This window comes from Pseudomonas brassicacearum (assembly GCF_003732175.1).
GTDB classification, from domain to species: Bacteria; Pseudomonadota; Gammaproteobacteria; order Pseudomonadales; family Pseudomonadaceae; genus Aquipseudomonas; species Aquipseudomonas brassicacearum_G.
Window position 1 is genome coordinate 228,225 of the sequence record NZ_MOBI01000004.1, and the last position, 18,671, is coordinate 246,895.

At 60.2% G+C, this 18,671-nt stretch carries 17 protein-coding genes and 1 pseudogene; 12 read left to right on the top strand and 6 right to left on the bottom strand.

Annotation, left to right across the window (positions count from 1 at the left end; all coding sequences use genetic code 11):
- Positions 1–5 precede the first annotated feature (5 nt).
- The 3 genes from tssK to tagH all read right to left on the bottom strand — a co-directional run bounded on the left by tssK (position 6) and on the right by tagH (position 3,335).
- The gene (gene tssK, locus BK658_RS03935; protein ID WP_123581142.1) at positions 6–1,340 is read right to left on the bottom strand and encodes a type VI secretion system baseplate subunit TssK; all 1,335 of its coding nucleotides are present in this window, start codon (positions 1,338–1,340) and stop codon (positions 6–8) included.
- Positions 1,341–1,355: 15 nt separating this feature from the next.
- A complete protein-coding gene (gene tssJ, locus BK658_RS03940; RefSeq protein WP_123581143.1) occupies positions 1,356–1,862 on the bottom strand; it encodes a type VI secretion system lipoprotein TssJ in 507 nt (168 codons plus the stop codon).
- A gap of 75 nt (positions 1,863–1,937) precedes the next feature.
- Positions 1,938–3,335, bottom strand: coding sequence for a type VI secretion system-associated FHA domain protein TagH (gene tagH / locus BK658_RS03945; RefSeq protein WP_123581144.1), 1,398 nt, complete (start codon positions 3,333–3,335; stop codon positions 1,938–1,940).
- Positions 3,336–3,740: 405 nt separating this feature from the next.
- Between tagH and tssA the strand changes: the two genes are divergently transcribed.
- From tssA to tssH, 10 genes are all read left to right on the top strand, one after another.
- Positions 3,741–4,784 (top strand): type VI secretion system protein TssA, encoded by a 1,044-nt coding sequence (tssA, locus tag BK658_RS03950; protein WP_123581145.1) that lies wholly within the window; start codon positions 3,741–3,743, stop codon positions 4,782–4,784.
- Between the two features lie 80 nt (positions 4,785–4,864).
- Positions 4,865–5,374, top strand: a complete 510-nt coding sequence (gene tssB, locus BK658_RS03955) for a type VI secretion system contractile sheath small subunit (protein ID WP_007894500.1) — start codon at positions 4,865–4,867, stop codon at positions 5,372–5,374.
- A gap of 15 nt (positions 5,375–5,389) precedes the next feature.
- The gene (tssC, locus tag BK658_RS03960) at positions 5,390–6,883 is read left to right on the top strand and encodes a type VI secretion system contractile sheath large subunit (protein WP_123581146.1); all 1,494 of its coding nucleotides are present in this window, start codon (positions 5,390–5,392) and stop codon (positions 6,881–6,883) included.
- A gap of 87 nt (positions 6,884–6,970) precedes the next feature.
- Positions 6,971–7,459, top strand: coding sequence for an Hcp family type VI secretion system effector (locus tag BK658_RS03965; RefSeq protein WP_123581147.1), 489 nt, complete (start codon positions 6,971–6,973; stop codon positions 7,457–7,459).
- A gap of 82 nt (positions 7,460–7,541) precedes the next feature.
- Positions 7,542–8,000, top strand: a complete 459-nt coding sequence (locus BK658_RS03970) for a type VI secretion system amidase effector protein Tae4 (RefSeq protein WP_123426120.1) — start codon at positions 7,542–7,544, stop codon at positions 7,998–8,000.
- Entirely contained in the window at positions 7,997–8,446 is a 450-nt protein-coding gene (locus BK658_RS03975) for a hypothetical protein (protein ID WP_123581148.1), read from the top strand. The genes BK658_RS03970 and BK658_RS03975 overlap by 4 nt, the downstream gene beginning before the upstream one ends.
- Positions 8,440–8,952 (top strand): type VI secretion system baseplate subunit TssE, encoded by a 513-nt coding sequence (gene tssE, locus BK658_RS03980; protein WP_123581149.1) that lies wholly within the window; start codon positions 8,440–8,442, stop codon positions 8,950–8,952. The genes BK658_RS03975 and tssE overlap by 7 nt, the downstream gene beginning before the upstream one ends.
- Positions 8,949–10,808, top strand: coding sequence for a type VI secretion system baseplate subunit TssF (tssF, locus tag BK658_RS03985; RefSeq protein ID WP_123581150.1), 1,860 nt, complete (start codon positions 8,949–8,951; stop codon positions 10,806–10,808). Before tssE ends, tssF begins: the two co-directional genes overlap by 4 nt.
- Positions 10,772–11,824, top strand: coding sequence for a type VI secretion system baseplate subunit TssG (gene tssG / locus BK658_RS03990; RefSeq protein ID WP_123581151.1), 1,053 nt, complete (start codon positions 10,772–10,774; stop codon positions 11,822–11,824). The genes tssF and tssG overlap by 37 nt, the downstream gene beginning before the upstream one ends.
- Positions 11,817–14,495 carry a type VI secretion system ATPase TssH gene (gene tssH / locus BK658_RS03995; RefSeq protein ID WP_123581152.1) on the top strand — a complete coding sequence of 893 codons (2,679 nt, stop codon included), beginning with the start codon at positions 11,817–11,819 and terminating at the stop codon, positions 14,493–14,495. Before tssG ends, tssH begins: the two co-directional genes overlap by 8 nt.
- A gap of 151 nt (positions 14,496–14,646) precedes the next feature.
- Here tssH and BK658_RS04000 read toward each other — a convergent pair whose 3' ends face one another.
- From BK658_RS04000 to BK658_RS30260, 3 genes and pseudogenes are all read right to left on the bottom strand, one after another.
- Positions 14,647–14,910, bottom strand: coding sequence for a hypothetical protein (locus BK658_RS04000; RefSeq protein WP_123581163.1), 264 nt, complete (start codon positions 14,908–14,910; stop codon positions 14,647–14,649).
- 88 nt (positions 14,911–14,998) lie between these two features.
- Complete coding sequence (locus BK658_RS04005) at positions 14,999–15,532, bottom strand: hypothetical protein (RefSeq protein WP_123581153.1); 534 nt, start codon at positions 15,530–15,532, stop codon at positions 14,999–15,001.
- Positions 15,533–15,886: 354 nt separating this feature from the next.
- Positions 15,887–15,967, bottom strand: a pseudogene (locus BK658_RS30260) (hypothetical protein); the annotation flags it as partial.
- Between the two features lie 250 nt (positions 15,968–16,217).
- Here BK658_RS30260 and BK658_RS04015 point away from each other — a divergent pair.
- Both BK658_RS04015 and BK658_RS04020 read left to right on the top strand, forming a co-directional pair.
- Positions 16,218–18,155, top strand: coding sequence for a type VI secretion system Vgr family protein (locus BK658_RS04015; RefSeq protein WP_123581154.1), 1,938 nt, complete (start codon positions 16,218–16,220; stop codon positions 18,153–18,155).
- 18 nt (positions 18,156–18,173) lie between these two features.
- Positions 18,174–18,608: a DcrB-related protein gene (locus BK658_RS04020; RefSeq protein WP_123581155.1), complete on the top strand. Its 435-nt coding sequence runs from the start codon at positions 18,174–18,176 to the stop codon at positions 18,606–18,608.
- The last annotated feature ends 63 nt before the right edge of the window (positions 18,609–18,671 follow it).

The following is an 18,671-nucleotide window of genomic DNA, read 5'->3' on the forward strand; positions in this document are numbered from 1 at the left end:
GCGGTTTATCCTCGGATCGCCCAGAAAGCCAGGTTCAGCCCCGGGAACTGACCCGCGATGTGGAACGCAAAACCGCCGGAGTTGGCCAGTTGTTGCCAATGCTCGCTGCCTCGGTCGAGTTCGTAATAGGTGGAACCGGCGTGATACGGAATCTGCCGTGGCGCCACGGGCATTGGCAGCAGGCCGATGCCCGGCAATTGCAGGTTGACCATATCGCGGATGTGCTCCACCGAGCCGATTTTGCTCTGCTGGCCGAAGCGGCTGCGCAGGGTCTCGGCAGGCACATCGGCGCGTACCACCAGGATAAAACTGGCACTGTCGAGCAGGGTTTTGTCAGCCAGCATGGCCACATGAATGCCGTAGGCTTTTTCGACAATCGGAATCGGCGTGGCCTTGCTGTCGATCAGCATTGACAGCGCCTCACGCAGGGCTTGCATCACCGGCGCAAAACTCAGCGCGAGGTCATCATGCTGGTACTGCGGGAATTCCTGCGGTCGCCGCCCGGAAGCGGTAAAGGTCGAGAATTCCCCGGCCAGGCTCACCAACTCGCTGTAGAACCGCTCGGGATGCAACGGGCTCAAGTGGCTCAAGTGCTGGATCAGCGGCTGGGCACGGTTGACCAGTTGCAGCAACATGAAATCGGCAATCTCCGAGGCACCACCGGCACCGGACGCCACCACCCGCCCGGCAAGCGCTTCGCCGCGCTGATGAAGCAAGCCCAGTAGCTCGTTACGAAACGCGGCCAAGGGCGTGGAGGCGACCACATCCAGCAGCGGCGGGATGTAGGCGTCGTCGAGCACCAAGGCGCGGTCGGCGCGTTTCTCCTTGATTCGCACCAGGCCGATCGCCGCGTAGTCGCTGATGCCGTCCCGGGCGATCAATAATCGCAGCGCCCTCGACCCCACGGCCACCGGGGCCTGGTTTTCGAACGGCGCGTTGTCGTCCCGCACCTCGCGCACCTGACTCACATAGCGCGCAGCGCCCAGCGCCTCGCCTTCGTCAACGGTGTCACGCGCACCGGCTCGCTTGAGCGGCAAGGCCAGGTACACCAGACCATCGCGCAGGTTGTCATCGACATTCAGCGGGCTCGGCGCCAAGTCATCCTGGGGAATGTTGAATGGCGTGCCGTCTGGCAACAGGCCCCGCGCCGAGATGATCGCCAGTTTGCCCTGGGCCAGCAGGCCCTGGTCGATCAGCAATTCAGAAAATCCCCAGGCCCCGGCCGACAATGGGCGACTCCGGGCGTCGATGAGGTTCTCCAGGTAACGGTCATGCTGCTGGAAGTGCTGCGTTCCAATGAACATGCCTTCCGACCAGACCACGCGATTGTTCCAGGACATGGGGGCTCCGATTGCTTATTGGGCAGGGCTGGATGGGGGAACAACGACGGCGCTGCGCACGGCGCGCACATCGAGGCTGATCTGGTATTCGGTGTATTGGCGCGGCGGAACATTCATCACCGTGCGCCACTGCGATTGATCCAGCTCGCGGTACCCCACCAGCACGCCGATATGGCGGGTGGAGGGGTCGAGATTGCGCTGCAGGCTCAACTGCTGTCCGGGCTGGATCAGCACTTCGTCCTGGTCGATCAGATCCGCACCGAGCGTCGCCTGGGCTCGTTCGGCCAGTGCGAAATAATCGGAACGACCGAAGGTGGCGGCATTTTTCAATTCGAAAATGCGCACCCGGACCGGGGCCGGCTGGCCACTGGCTCCGGGGTTGAGCCCGGCGATGGCGTGAAAGTGCAACTCGACGGCGGCCGTGTCGGCCTCAGCCTCTTCGGGTTGGGGTTTGGGGGCATCCTTGGCACACGCGGTCAGCAGAAGCGCGGTGGCAACTGCGAGTAAAAACCTGGGAATCATCCTGCGTCCTCAATGACGTTTCAGCTATCCGTTGTTCCGTTCTTTGCTATGAATCGCGTTATGTGACAGCGATGCTCAGCGGCGACCTTGTCTTGCACTGTGTTCTTCGTAGGCGCGGCTGAACTCCCGACCGAACAGGTCCTGGAAATCCTCCTGGGCCTCACGGGAAATATTGCTGTAGAGCTCGGTGAACTGCTGCCAGTACTGGGCCTGTCGTGAGCCATTGAAAATGCTCGACAGGCCAGCGGGCTTACCCAGGCGCTCTTCCAGTTGTGCCGGTTCGAAACGCGCCAACAGGTGCTTGATCGCAGCTTCCACACCCGCCATCACCGCCAATTGGTGGGCGCGCAAGTCATCGAAACTGTCGCGCACCGCCTGGTCCGGCGCCATGAACGCCTGATTGGTGTGGCGCAACAGCAACAGCAAGGCTTCATCGACGTTGGGAGCGAATTTCAGCGGGTTATTTTCCACCGGCTGAATCATCGTCTGCTGAATGCGGAACTCGCCCTTGAGGCTGCTGCGGGCGCGCAAGACATCGATCAGGCCCTCGACCATCAGCCGATAACTGCGGCCGATGCTTTCCATCTGCGCTTCGGCCTGGGCCTTTTCCAGGCGCACTTGATCCAGCCCGGCGCCGCGCAGAAAGGCTTGCAACAGGTCGGGTTGAGAATGGCTGACCGGACTGACCGGGGACTCAACGATGGCCACGGGCGGTTCGCGCAGGGGGGCCGGCTCGATCGGTATGCTGATTTGAGGTACGGGTGGCGGCGCAACTTCTGCAACAGGCGAGGGGGCAACCGCCAGCGGCGCAGGCTGGTCGCTGAACAGATCCCAATCTTCCGGAATCAGTGGGGCCGACGCCAGCGGCGCAGGCTCTGTCATGGGCGTCGGCTTAGGGATCGGGGTCGGTGGACGGAAGTCGTGTTGCTCGACCGGGACATGGTCGGGCTGGGTGGCCGGCGGGATGCTGCTCGGTGCCAGAAAGTCGAACAAGTCCGGCAGCGTGTCCATGGCCGACACGCCCTGAAAATGTGCAGGGGGTGTCACGGGCAACGGGGTCGGCGTCTTCACGCCGGCGCCCTGGCGTCCCATCAAGGCATCGAAGCTGCTGGACGAATCGGCAAACGGGTTGCTGTCAGTCACGGGCAGATTGAAATCGATGCGCGCCTGGATTTCATAATCACCGATGCGGATAACTTCCCCATCTTGCAACGGCTCGCTGTTTCCGTTGCGCAGACGAATGCCGGCCTTGACTAACACCACCCCATTAGTGCTGTTATCGGTTAAATAATACCGGCCATCTTTGTATTGAATAATGCAATGTTTTCCGGAGACCAAGCGCTCTGGATCGGGCAATACCCAGTCATTATCAGAATTACGGCCAATTGCCATCACCCCCTGATCCATGGATTTTTCAGAGCATTGACCAGGGGTAATTTTGTGATAACTAGTGATAGTCAAACACAGCGGCATTTTGCCTCCTTGCAGCACACTTTGCGCGCCGGCGAATGAGGGGATCAATCCCCGCGAAACTCGCCGACAACCCTTGCAAACAACCTCAAAAACGGCTTTTTACCAGCATGTTTGCTGATCTTAACCGGTTTACGTGACAAAAACCCTGCGTCAGCACCTTCCTGGACCTACTGGTCGTGAGGGTTGTTAAGCACCTCACATCCGTCACACAGGAGAAATAGCTTACCTTGACAAGCCATAAGTACTACACCAAAAATGAACAACTTTCTTGAATAACAATGATGGCACTTTAAGATCATAGAGGATCCAAAGGGCCATTACACGCAAGGAAACATGCGAAGTTCCACTTGGAACTAACGTGTGAACTGCCCGACTCTGTCGCGGGCGATAGGGAGATCAAATTCAGTGGAAGTGCTTTCGCTGCTTGCCGCCGTTTCCGCGACTTCGCCTTGTGGCGAAGATCTGGAATACGACGCGGACTTTTTGCGCCTGGAACGCGATTCCCAAGGCCAGCCCGAGCGCAGCATGGGCGATTCGATATTGCCTGCCGAACCGCCTGAGTGGCGCAGCATCCAGCAGCAAAGCCTGGATTTGTTGCAACGCAGCAAAGACCTGCGTATCACCCATTTCCTTTTGCAAAGCTCCCTTGCCCTGGAAGGTCTCACCGGCCTGGCCCGCGTCCTGACGCTGATCAGCGAATTGCTCAAGCAATACTGGGCCGACCTGCATCCACGACTGGATGCCGAAGACGACAACGATCCCACCGTGCGCATCAACGCCCTCGCCGCCCTGGCGTCCGATGCCACCATTCGCCTACTACGCGAAAGTATCCTGGCCCGTTCGCGAACCTTTGGCGCTGTCAGCCTGCGCGCGGCCGCCAACGCCAGCGGCCTGCAAAGCTTCCCTGACGAAAACCTCGGCACCGAGCAGCTTGCCGGGGCGTTCCTCGACAGCGATCCCGAGCAGCTGGAAATTACCCGCGCCGCCTTGCACGAGGCCCGCAACGTCGCCGAGGCCATCGAGCAACACGTCAGCGAACAGGTCGGGTCCGCCCAGGGCGTTGACCTTGGCCCGTTGAAGCAACCGCTCAAAATGGCCCTGCAGATTCTCGGCCAATTCGCCCCGCAGAAAGGCGATAGCCCCCTGCCCGACTCCATCAGCCACGATAGCGCCGCGCCGGTTGAATTTACCACCACACCGAACGCACCGCGCAGCAGCGGCACCAACAGCGGTACCAGCAGCGGCGAAATCAATAACCGCGACGACGTGCTGCGCAGCCTGGACCGGATTCTTGCGTACTACACGCGTCAAGAGCCCTCCAGCCCGCTGCCGGTGCTGTTGAACCGGGCAAAGAATCTGGTGCACGCCGACTTTGCGGCGATCGTGCGCAACCTGATTCCCGACGGCATGAGCCAATTTGAAAACCTGCGCGGACCAGACAGCGAATAAAAGCGTACGGATCACGCAGTCACGTCACCGGCACCGCCGATGACGCCAACACCGTCGCTTGAGCGACCAGGAGCAGCAACGTGGCGAAGCAAAGTTCTCAGAAATTCATCGCGCGCAACCGTGCGCCTCGAGTGCAGATCGAGTACGACGTCGAGCTTTACGGCGCCGAGAAAAAGGTTCAGTTGCCCTTCGTGATGGGCGTTATGGCTGACCTCGCCGGCAAGCCCGCCGAGCCTCTGGCACCGGTGGCCGATCGCAAGTTCCTTGAAGTGGATGTGGATAATTTCGACTCCCGCCTCAAGGCCATGCAGCCACGCGTCGCGTTCCACGTGCCCAACGAGCTGACCGGCGAAGGCAACCTGAGCCTGGACATCACGTTTGAAAGCATGGACGACTTCAGCCCGGCCGCCGTGGCACGCAAAGTCGACTCGCTGAACAAGCTGCTCGAAGCGCGCACCCAATTGGCCAACCTGCTGACCTACATGGACGGCAAGACCGGTGCCGAAGAAATCATCATGAAGGCCATCAAGGATCCGGCGCTGCTCCAGGCACTTGCCAGTGCGCCCAAGCCCGCCGAGCCTCAGGCTTAATCAGGACGAATGATCATGACCGATCCAGTACGTGCAGACGCCCAGACACTGGGCACCACCGAAGAAGCCAGCGAGTTCGCCTCCCTGCTGCTGCAAGAATTCAAACCCAAGACCGACCGCGCTCGCGAAGCCGTTGAGACCGCCGTGCGCACCCTCGCCGAACAGGCCCTGGCGCAGACCGACCTGGTGTCCAACGATGCAATCAAGTCGATCGAGTCGATCATTGCCGCCATCGACGCCAAGCTCACCGCCCAGGTCAATCAGGTCATCCATCACCCGGACTTCCAACAACTGGAAAGCGCCTGGCGTGGCCTGCATTACCTGGTCAACAACACCGAGAGCGACGAGCAGCTCAAGATCCGCGTGCTCAACATCTCCAAGACCGACCTGCACAAGACCCTGAAGAAATTCAAGGGCACTGCGTGGGACCAGAGCCCGATCTTCAAGAAGATGTACGAGGAAGAATACGGCCAGTTCGGTGGCGAACCTTATGGTTGCCTCGTGGGCGATTACTACTTCGACCAGTCGCCGCCGGATGTCGAGTTGCTGGGCGAGTTGTCGAAAGTCTGCGCCGCCATGCACTCGCCGTTCATCGCAGCTGCCTCGCCGACCGTGATGGGCATGGGCTCGTGGCAAGAACTGTCGAACCCGCGCGACCTGACCAAGATCTTCACCACCCCGGAATACGCCGGCTGGCGCTCGCTGCGTGAATCGGAAGACTCGCGTTACATCGGCCTGACCATGCCGCGCTTCCTGGCACGCTTGCCGTACGGTGCCAAGACCGACCCGGTGGAAGCCTTCGCCTTCGAAGAAAACACCGACGGCGCCGACAGCTCCAAGTACACATGGGCCAACGCCGCTTATGCGATGGCGGTGAACATCAACCGCTCGTTCAAACACTTTGGCTGGTGCTCGCGCATTCGTGGCGTGGAGTCTGGCGGTGAAGTGGAGAACCTGCCGGCGCACACTTTCCCGACCGACGACGGTGGCGTGGACATGAAGTGCCCGACTGAAATCGCCATTTCTGACCGCCGTGAAGCGGAACTGGCTAAGAACGGTTTCATGCCGCTGCTGCACAAGAAAAACACCGACTTCGCTGCATTTATCGGCGCCCAGTCATTGCAAAAACCGGCCGAGTACGACGACCCGGATGCCACCGCCAACGCCAACCTGGCCGCGCGCCTGCCGTACCTGTTCGCCACCTGCCGTTTCGCCCATTACTTGAAGTGCATCGTGCGCGACAAGATCGGCTCCTTCAAAGAGCGGGACGAAATGCAGCGTTGGTTGCAGGACTGGATCCTCAACTACGTCGACGGTGACCCAGCGCACTCCACCGAAACCACCAAGGCCCAGCACCCATTGGCGGCGGCCGAAGTGATTGTCGAAGAGGTGGAAGGCAACCCGGGGTACTACAACTCCAGGTTCTACCTGCGCCCGCACTATCAGCTCGAAGGTCTGACTGTGTCCCTGCGCCTGGTATCGAAGCTGCCTTCGGCCAAAGGCGCGTAACACCGCCCTTGATGTGATCGTTCCCACGCAGTGCGTGGGAACGATCAGCAAAAACACAATGTGGTAGAGACCACACAGGGAGAAAACATGGCTGTTGATATTTTCATCAAGATCGGCGACATCAAGGGCGAGTCCATGGACAAGGCCCACAAGGACGAAATCGACGTCTTGAACTGGAGCTGGGGCATGTCTCAGTCGGGCAATATGCACCTGGGGGGCGGCGGCGGTGCCGGCAAGGTGAACGTCCAGGACCTGTCGCTGACCAAGTTCGTCGACAAGGCCTCACCCAACCTGATGATGCATTGCGCCAGCGGCAAGCACATCGACAAGGTCAAGCTGACCGTGCGCAAGGCCGGCGGCGAAAGCCAGGTCGAGTACATGATCATCAACCTGGAAGAAGTGCTGATCAGTTCCCTGAGCACTGGCGGCTCGGGCAGCGATGATCGTCTGACTGAAAACATCACCCTGAACTTCGCCAAGGTGCTGGTGGACTACCAGCCGCAAAAAGCCGACGGCACCAAGGACGGCGGGCCGATCAAGTTCGGCTGGAACATCCGCCAGAACGTCAAGGTGTAATCGAACGTGCCCCCGTCGTTATGCGTCGGGGGCATTTTGGTGCTTGCTCGAATCCAATCCTTCCCCATCCGGTGTCTGAGTCATGGCCAAGCCTTCGTTTGTCAATTTGTGGAAAGCGTATTCCGATCTCCTGGTTACGTATCCTGACGCAAAGCCCTGTGATGGCCCTTGGGAAAACCAGTGTGCTATCCGCATGAGCATGACGCTCAACACAGAGCTGACCATCAAAGTCAACAAATCCACCTACACCGAACCCAAGTGCGCCCATGGACATGCACGAGGGGCTGAGTCATTGGCAAATTGGCTGTGGAAACATCATCTGGGCCGTCCGACGATTCTCGGCGGAGACGCGCAAGAGCGTCGCAAGTTGATGGACAAAAAAGGCCTTATTTTCTTCAAGGACTGTTTCCAACAGCTGGGAGAGTCTTCAGACGGTCGCACCGGTGACCACATCGATCTTTGGAACCGTGGCCTTACCGCCAGCCGGTATGACGACCCTGCCTATCGATCAAGGGCTATCTGGTTCTGGGAGCTCTTATGATCAAGGCTCATTGCGCGGTATTTATTGGCTGCCTGTTATCAAGTCTAACTGCCTGTGCCGAGCAACAAGCCTCGCCGGCAACGCCATCCGCAGCGGTGGAGCAAGTCGTCTCGATGGGCGGGCAACAGTTGACGTTGGTGAATGACCAACAACGCTGCGCGCTACGCAAACCAGACCAGACACTATTGCCACTCGACATGCCATGGCCCTGCCAATTCACTGTCGACAGACAAGGCAAATCGCATGTCGAGACCTTCGGCAAGGTGCCCATTGTCATCGTTATTCATTTGTCGACGGTGGCTGAGAACAGTCCGGAATGTCGCTCCGAGTACCGCGCCATACGCCAGATCAATGGACAACTCGAACCCTCGATAATCGCTCGCAACGCCAGCTGCATGCGCGGCGCAGGTGACCAGAAGAATTACACGGGCCTTTTCACTTGGTAACCGAAATCGCCACCCGCGATCGCCTGCAACCGTCCCTGCTGGACCGGTTGACCGACGACGACCCGAGCAACCTCAAGGAAAGCGCCGACAAGCGCGTGCTATCCCTGAGCCAACTCAAAGCCTCGGTGCTGCGAGACCTGGCGTGGTTGCTCAACACCACTTCATTGCTCAGCGCCGATGCGACGCTGCACACACCGGCCGGCACTTCAGTGGTCAACTTCGGGTTGCCAGCCCTGGCCGGCAACAGTGCATCGAACGTCGATATCGCGGCGCTTGAAGCGCTGATCCACCAGGCCATCGCCACGTTCGAACCGCGGATTCTGCGCCATACCCTACGTGTGCGGGCCCGGGCGTCCGCCGAAATGAACCACAACGCCCTGAGTTTCGAGATCGAAGGCGATCTCTGGGCGCAGCCAGTGCCGCTGCGCCTGATGCTGCAAACCGACCTGGACCTGGAATCCGGCCATGTGCGGGTGGTCAACGCCGATCAGCGGAGACGCTCATGAACCCGCGCCTGCTGGAACTGTACAACCAGGAGTTGCTCCACGTGCGCGAAAGCGCGGCGGAGTTCGCCCAGGAATACCCGAAAATCGCCAGTCGGCTGACATTGTCCGGTATGGACTGCGCCGACCCGTACGTCGAGCGCTTGCTGGAAGGGTTCGCCTACCTGACGGCACGAGTACAGCTCAAGCTCGACGCCGAATACCCGACCTTCACCCACAATTTGCTGGAAATCGCTTACCCCCATTACCTGGCGCCGACACCGTCGATGACCGTGGTACAACTGCAGGCCGACCCCGATGAAGGCTCGCTGAGCAGCGGCTTCCAGCTGCCCCGGGACACGGTCCTGCGTGCCGCCCTGGGGCGCGAAACCCAAACCTGCTGCGAGTACCGCACCGCCCATGCGGTGACGTTGTGGCCATTGCAGGTCAGCCAGGCCGAGTACTTCGGTAACCCGTCCGCCGTGCTCGGGCGCCTGGCTGCCAGCACCCCCAAGGCCAAGGCCGGCCTGCGCCTGACCCTGCGTACCGGGGCCGAACTGCCATTCAACAGCCTGACCCTGGACAACCTGCCGCTGTACCTCAGCGGCGCCGACGAGCAGCCCTTCCGCCTCTACGAACAACTACTGGGCAACGCCTGCGCCGTCTTCGCACGTCAGCCCGGCGGCGATTGGGTAGAACGCCTGCCGCAGGATGCACTGCGTTCCGTGGGATTCGACGATACCGACGCCGCGCTGCCCGTGGTCTCGCGAGCCTTCCAGGGCTATCGCCTGTTGCAGGAATACTTCGCCCTGCCCCGCCGCTTTCTGTTTGTCGACTTCACCGGGTTGAGCCGGGCAGTCAAACGCTGCGAGGGTCAGGAACTGGAATTGATCGTGCTGTTCGACCGTCATGATCCGAGCCTGGAAGGCAGCGTCGGTGCCGCGCAGTTCCTGCCGTTCTGCACCCCGGCAATCAACTTGTTTCCCAAGCGCCTGGATCGCATCCACTTGTCGGAACGGGTGAATGAACATCACGTGATCGCCGACCGTACCCGGCCGATGGATTTCGAGATTCATTCCCTGACCGCCCTCACCGGCCATGGCACCGGGTCGGAACAGCCTTTTTTGCCGTTCTATGCCGTTCGCGATCCGTCTCGCTACGGCCGCGATCAGGCGTATTACACGGTGCGGCGCGAACCACGTGTGCTGTCCAGCGGCCAGCGGCGCAACGGCCCGCGCTCGACTTACATCGGCAGCGAAACCTTCGTCAGCCTGGTGGACAGCCAGCAGGCACCCTATCGCCACGACCTGCGCCAACTGGGCGTAACGGCGTTATGCACCAACCGCGACCTGCCCCTGTTCATGAGCGTGGGTAATGGCAAGACCGACTTCACCCTGGCAGACAGCGCACCTGTAGCGGCGGTGCGTTGCGTGGCAGGCCCGAGCCGCCCACGCGCCAGCCATGCCCATGACGCCAAGGCCTGGCGGTTGATCAGCCAGCTTTCGCTAAACTACCTGTCCCTCAGCGAGCAAGGCCAGGGCGCCGCCGCCCTGCGCGAACTGCTGCGCCTGTACGGCGACAGCAACGATACGGCTCTGCAATTGCAGATCGAAGGCCTGCGCGAAGTCAGCAGCAAGGCCTGCACCCGACGCTTGCCAATGCCGGGCCCGATCGTGTTTGGTCGTGGCCTGGAGATCACCCTGGAATTCGATGAAAACGCGTTTCGCGGCACCGGGGTTTTCCTGCTCGGCGCAGTGTTCGAGCGCTTCCTGGCACGCTACGTGTCGATCAACAGTTTTACCGAGACGGTGATCCGTACCACCGAACGCGGCGAGATCATGCGATGGAAAGCCAAACCCGGACGCCGTCCGACCCTGTGAGTACCCTGGACGCAATGCATCAGGAGCCCTGGGAATACGACTTCTTCCAGGCATTACGGCGCATCGAGTGCGAATCGCCTAAGCTCCCGCGCCTGGGCCATTCGTTGCGCCTGGCCGACGACCCCTTGCGCCTTGGGCAACAGGCCGATTGCACCTTCGCCCCCGCGACCCTGGCCTCGGTACAGCCGGGCATCGACGGTTCGCCGGCGCGTCTGGAGCAGTTCTTTTTCGGCCTCGGCGGCCCCAACGGCCCGTTGCCGCTGCACCTCACCGAATATGTGCGCGAACGCCAGCGCAACAACGCCGACAGCACCAGCAAACGCTTTCTGGATGTGTTCCACCATCGCCTGCTGAGCCTGTTTTACCGGGCCTGGGCCGAAGCCCGGCCGACAGTCAGCCATGATCGCCCGGACGATGATTACTGGTCGGCACGTCTGGCAGCACTGAGCGGTCGAGGCATGCCGAGCCTGCTCAAACAAGGGCTGATACCCGGCACTGCGAAGCTGCATTACAGCGGTCATCTGTCGGCACAAACCCGCTACCCGGACGGCCTGAGGGCCATTATCAGCGAATACTTCGGCCTGCCGGTAGAGATCGAGGAGTACGTCGGCCAATGGCTGGAGCTGCCGGAACGCAGCCGCGTGGGCGTCAGCGCCCATCAATTGGGCGTGGATTTTTGCCTGGGCCGCTGCGTCTGGGATCGCCAGCACAAATTCCGCATTCGCCTGGGGCCGCTCAAGCTGGATGACTACATGGGCATGTTGCCCGGCAGCCCATCCTTCAATGAGCTGGTGGCCTGGGTGGCCGAATACCTGGGCCATGAACTGGACTGGGATCTGAACCTGGTTCTGAAACAGCCCGAAGTGCCGACGCTGCAACTCAATGGCCGCTTCCGCCTGGGGTTCAATACCTGGGTGGGCAAGCCCGCAAAAGATGCCAAGGACTTAATACTCGCCCGGCATTACGCCGAGCAAGCCAACACCTCACAGATCTCAAGGAGCCAAGAGCATGGGTGAAATCAGTCGCGCCGCGTTGTTCGGCAAACTCAACAGCGTGGCCTACAAAGCCATCGAAGCCGCCACCGTGTTCTGCAAGTTGCGCGGAAACCCTTATGTGGAACTGGCTCACTGGTTTCATCAGTTGCTGCAATTGCAGGATTCGGACCTGCACCGCCTCATCCGTCAGTTCAATATCGAGCCGGCGCGCCTGGCCCGGGACCTGACCGAAGCCCTGGACCGTTTGCCACGGGGCTCGACTTCGATCACTGACTTGTCCTCCCATGTGGAAGAAGCCGTGGAACGTGGCTGGGTCTACGGCAGCCTGATGTTCGGCGAAAGCCAGGTGCGTACCGGTTACCTGGTGCTGGGCATCCTCAAGACGCCGAGCCTGCGCCACGGGCTGCTCGGGCTGTCGGCAGAGTTTGACAAGATCAAGGTCGAGGCCCTGAGCGAGCGGTTCGACGAATACGTCGGCGACTCACCGGAAAATGCGCTCAGCGCCAGCGATGGTTTCAACGCAGGCAGCGTGCCCGGTGAAGCCAGCGGCGCCATGGCCCCCAGCGCCATGGGCAAGCAGGAAGCCCTCAAGCGTTTCACCGTGGACCTGACCGAGCAGGCCCGCAACGGCAAGCTCGACCCCATCGTCGGCCGCGACGAGGAGATCCGCCAGTTGGTCGATATCCTCATGCGTCGCCGCCAGAACAACCCGATCCTCACCGGCGAGGCCGGTGTCGGCAAGACCGCCGTGGTCGAAGGCTTTGCCCTGCGCATCGTCGCCGGTGACGTGCCGCCTGCGCTCAAAGACGTGGAACTGCGCAGCCTCGATGTCGGCCTGTTGCAGGCCGGCGCGAGCATGAAAGGCGAGTTCGAACAACGCCTGCGCCAGGTCATCGAAGACGTCCAGGCCTCGCCTAAGCCGATCATCCTGTTCATCGACGAAGCCCACACCCTGGTCGGTGCCGGTGGCGCTGCCGGCACCGGTGACGCGGCCAACCTGCTGAAACCGGCTCTGGCCCGGGGCACGTTGCGCACCGTGGCCGCCACGACCTGGGCCGAGTACAAAAAGCATATCGAAAAAGACCCGGCCCTGACCCGCCGCTTCCAGGTGGTGCAAGTCGCCGAACCGTCCGAAGACAAGGCGCTGCTGATGATGCGCGGCGTGGCCTCGACGATGGAAAAACACCATCAGGTGCAGATCCTTGACGAAGCCCTGGAAGCCTCGGTCAAGCTCTCCCATCGCTACATCCCCGCACGCCAGTTGCCGGACAAATCCGTGAGCCTGCTGGACACCGCCTGCGCCCGGGTCGCCATCAGCCTGCACGCCGTGCCGGCCGAAGTGGACGACAGCCGTCGGCGCATCGAGGCGTTGGAAACCGAGCTGCAGATCATCGCCCGCGAGCACGCCATCGGCATCGTTATCGGCGCCCGCCAAACCCAAAGCGAAAACCTGCTGAGTGCCGAACGCGAACGCCTCGCCGAGCTGGAAAGTCGCTGGGCCGAAGAGAAAACCCTGGTAGACGAATTGCTCGCCACCCGCGCCGCCCTGCGCGAACGCGTCGGTGTGGTGGACAGCGAGGACGGCAGCGAGACCAGCCACGCCTTGCGCGAAAAACTGGTGGACCTGCAACAGCGTCTCAGCGCCCTGCAAGGCGAAACCCCATTGATCCTGCCGACCGTGGATTACCAGGCCGTGGCCTCGGTGGTCGCCGACTGGACCGGCATTCCGGTGGGCCGCATGGCCCGTAACGAACTGGAAACCGTGCTCAACCTCGACCAGCACTTGAAGAAACGCATCATCGGCCAGGACCACGCCTTGCAGATGATAGCCAAGCGCATCCAGACCTCCCGTGCCGGCCTCGACAACCCGAGCAAACCGATTGGCGTGTTCATGCTCGCCGGCACCTCCGGCGTGGGCAAGACCGAAACCGCCCTGGCCCTGGCCGAAGCCATGTACGGCGGCGAGCAGAATGTCATCACCATCAACATGAGCGAATTCCAGGAAGCCCACACGGTGTCCACGCTCAAGGGCGCGCCACCGGGCTACATCGGCTATGGCGAAGGTGGCGTGCTGACCGAAGCCGTGCGGCGCAAACCCTACAGCGTGGTGCTGCTGGACGAGGTGGAAAAAGCCCACCCGGACGTGCATGAGATCTTCTTCCAGGTCTTCGACAAAGGCGTGATGGAGGACGGCGAAGGCCGGGTGATCGACTTCAAGAACACCTTGATTCTGCTGACCACCAACGCTGGCACCGAGCTGATTGCCCGGGTCTGCAAAGACCCGCAAAACGTGCCCGAGCCCGAAGAAATCGCCAAGGCCCTGCGCCAGCCGCTGCTGGAGATTTTCCCGCCGGCCTTGCTGGGCCGCCTGGTGACCATTCCGTACTACCCGCTCAGCGACGAGATGCTCAAGGCCATTACCCGCCTGCAACTCAACCGCATCAAGAAGCGCGTGGAGAACACCCACAAAGTGGCGTTCGATTACGACGATGAGGTGATCAACCTGATCGTCTCCCGTTGCACCGAAACTGAAAGTGGTGGGCGGATGATCGACACCATCCTGACCAACAGCCTGCTACCGGACATGAGCCGCGAGTTCCTCACCCGAATGCTCGAAGGCAAGGCGCTGGCGGGGGTGCGGATCAGCGCCCGGGACAACGAATTGCACTACGACTTCAGTGACGCCGCATGACCTGACCAGAACACGGTCAATGTGGGAGCGGGCTTGCTCGCGAATGCAATCTGTCAGCGACATTGATGTTGGCTGACACAACGCCTTCGTGAGCAAGCCCGCTCCCACACTTGATCCGGTTCCGGCAGGGGAAAGCGGCGCGAGCCCATCATCAGATGGCGGTGCCGCGGTGGGTACCCGGCTGGACAATCAACAGTTCGTCCAGTTCACGCTTCCTGCAACGCATAACAAACCGCAGTGCAGCATCCAGGTCACGCTTAAAAAGATCAAAGGTCGCGCGATCAACTTCATAGTATTCCTCGTAGTCGACCATGCCGTTGCTGACCGGCATAGATACGTAAAATCGGCCCGAGTCTTGTTCGAAGCCCACGGAGAACATGTGTTCGCGACTTACCAAAACATCTTGAAATTTCACGGTCATCTCTAAAACTCTAATGCCGTTCAACTGAAGTCGTTTAGTGAAATGCTTCCGACATCGATTACATCCAGCGATCCATAACTCATCAGATATTGGCAGGCACGTAGTCCGGTCCTCCAAGCTTGTCCCTGACGTTCAGGGCGGTACGCATCAACGGCTCCCATAAACCGTTCTCGCTGTTCCAACTGCCACCAGCCCAACGTGTATCCAGGATAAGCGCTGCCTTATTGATCTCAAGCTGCCTTCGAAGGGCTAAGGCCACGGACCCCATGTCGATTTCGAACAGCTCGGCATAGAGCCCCTCGGGCTCCTCGCGCTTTTGGCTCAGGCAATATCGGTAATACCAAACCCAGCCCGCTGCGGCATAGATCGCCCGATTACGATCGGGGTAGGTCGCGAGAATCTTGAGAAAAGCCGCCACGAAGCGTGCGGGGAAGTTGGCGTCGCGGGTCTGCTGCCAGTAACGCAACACCAGCAAATCGAAGGCCACGAAGATATTTTGCGGTTCCTCGTAGTCGTTTTTGGCTTCTTGAAAGTAGAACGGCTCGCCTACGAGGAATTTATCCAATTCGTCATAGGCCAGGGCAAGCAGCAATACATTGTCTAGATTGGTACTCATTGAAAACTCTCCCCTTGTTGCCATGGCTCAGGCGTCCGCAAGAAGGTATTGGTCGGGCTTCGTCCACGAGACTCTCAAAAACTTACCGCTCAGCAAACCCATGTCCCGAAGGTATTCAAAGACTTCAGACGGGCACCATTCCTTACCCACCGAAAAGGCCGCTCCCAGTAAACGTAGAGCATCAAATACCCTAGCCTTCTGCTTGTCGTCCGGGACATCCAAAAAATAAACATCATTCTCTGCCGTCTTCGAAAACCCGATAGCATGCAAAGCGGAGTCCAGCGTGCGATCAATAATTCGAACGCGAATTGAGTCAGCGTCTGCTTTTTCCACGTATGCCCTTAGCGCTTCACTAAGCTTAAAAATATTGATGCTCTGGTCCTGCCAGGTATCGGGGATTTCGAGATCAGCTTCTTGAATGCGGTAAGAGGTCACAGTAATCGCCTTCCATGGACGTGAGGTGACGCGCGGAGGAGCAGATATTCAGGTAATGCCTGGCAACAATCAAGAACCTGGTTCCTCTCCCTCAACTAACGAACTACATTATGACTTCAGCGTTACCGCCCTTGGCGGTCGCGCGTCTCTGTACGAACTGCCGAAGGCCGCAATCTCTTGATCTTTAAAGTCAAAAGGCTGCAATCTTCGGCAGCGTCAAAAGGATTGCGACAGCGAATAAGGACAGCCCATGTTATTCAACCAAGCCTCACGCCTGGCAAAAGTCACCAGCCCCCTGGGGCCAGAGGTGCTGTTGCTCAAAGACATGGGCGGCGGCGAAGAGCTGGGGCGGCTGTTCAGCTATGAGCTGCAGCTGCACTCGCTGGACAATGCCATCGACCTCAACCAGTTGCTCGGCAAACCCATGTCCCTGAGCCTGCAACTGGACGGCGGTGGCGAACGTCATTTCCATGGCATCGTTGCCCGCTGCAGCCAGAATGTCGACCAGGGCCAGTTCGCCAGCTACCAGGTCACGCTGCGGCCTTGGCTTTGGCTGCTGACCCGCACCTCCGATTGCCGGATTTTCCAGAACCTGACCATCCCGCAGATCATCAAGCAGGTGTTTCGCGACCTGGGCTTTTCCGATTTCGAAGACGCCCTGAGCCGGCCCTATCGCGAGTGGGAATACTGCGTGCAGTATCGCGAAACCAGTTTCGATTTCGTCAGCCGCCTGATGGAGCAGGAAGGGATCTACTACTTCTTCCGCCATGAACAGGGTCGTCATGTGTTGGTGTTGGCCGATGCCTACGGCGCTCACACCAGTGCGCCCGGCTACGCCTCGGTGCCCTACTACCCCAAGAATGAGCAGCAGCGCGAACGCGATCACATCCACGATTGGCACCTGGCCCAGGAAGTCCAGCCGGGTTCGCTGGAACTCAACGACTATGATTTCCAGCGCCCCAGCGCGCGTATCGACGTGCGCTCGGCCATGCCCCGTCCGCACACCGCCGGCGATTATCCGCTGTACGACTACCCCGGCACTTATGTGCAAAGCGAAGACGGCGAACATTACGCCCGTACCCGCATCGAAGCCTTGCAGACCCTGCACGAACAGGTCGAGCTCTCAGGCAACGCCCGGGGACTGGGCTCGGGCCACTTGTTCAGCCTCACCGGCTTCAGCCGCCAGGACCAGAACCGCGAATACCTGATCGTCGGCATCCGCTATTACATTTCCCAGGAAAGTGGGGAAACCAGCGGTGGCGCGGCTTCGGCGCAGTTCGAAAGCAGCCTGACCTGCATCGACGCCCAACAAAGCTACCGCCCGCTGCCCAACACCCACCGCCCAATCGTCAAAGGCCCGCAGACCGCGTTGGTGGTGGGCCCCAAAGGCGAGGAAATCTGGACCGATCAGTTTGGCCGGGTGAAGGTGCATTTCTATTGGGACCGGCATGATCAGTCCAACGAAAACAGCTCGTGCTGGATTCGCGTGTCACAGTCCTGGGCCGGTAAAAACTGGGGCTCGATGCAGATCCCACGGATCGGCCAGGAAGTCATCGTCAGCTTCCTCGAAGGCGACCCGGACCGGCCAATCATCACCGGTCGCGTCTACAATGCCGAACAGACCGTGCCCTACGACCTGCCGGAAAACGCCACCCAGAGCGGCATGAAAAGCCGTTCGAGCAAGGGCGGCTCACCGGCGAATTTCAACGAAATCCGCATGGAAGACAAAAAAGGCGCCGAGCAGCTGTACATCCACGCCGAGCGCAATCAGGACATCGTGGTCGAGGTCGATGAAAGCCACTCGGTGGGTCACGACCGCAACAAGAGCATCGGGCATAACGAGACGGTGACCATCGGCAACAACCGCCTGCGTATCGTCAAACACGAAGACATTCTGTCGGTGGGCCAGCGCAAGACCGACAGCATCAGCCAGAGCTACGTCATTGAAGTGGGCGAGAACCTGCGGCTGGTCTGTGGTGAAAGCATCCTGGAGCTCAATGCCAGCGGCCAGATCAACCTGACCGGCGTGCAAATCAGCTTCTATGCCAGCGGTGATGCCGAGTTCAACACCGGCGGCGTGCTGCACCTGAACAACGGCGGCGGCGCTGGCGCCACGCCTGATGGCCAGGGCGTCAAGGCGAGCATCGACGCCAACATCAATGCCGCGTTTCCCAAGTCCAAGAGCTAATCACGAGAGCTGTGTTCCATGACCTACCGAATCAATGAATTCCAGTTCCAGCTGCCGGCAAGCGAGTTACTGGATGCGTCGATCAACATCCTCAAGTTCGCCGAACTGGGCACTTCGCTGATCGTCAGCCGCAGCTTGCTGGCCGAGGGCGAAACCCTGCAAAGCAACTTCGACGACCAGCTCAAACGCCTGGAAAAACAAGTGCAAGACTTGCGTTTTCAACCGGGCGTCGCCGTGCGCCTGGGTGCCAACCAGGAAGTCGAAGGCATCGAGTTGCGCAGCCAGTTCAACAAGGGCAACGACAAAGTCTTCCAGTACCAATTGGCGCTGGTGTTGCCCGGTACCCGAAAAATGCTTGCTCTGAGCTACGTGAAGGCCGAAAAACTCGGCGATGCCGAAGCCGCGCATTGGGCGACCATCAAGAATTCGCTGTTGTTCGACGTTCCGGCCTGATGAGCACCTTGCATGTCTGACGCACTCTGGGCCGCCCGGCTGGGCGATGCCCTCGACCATACC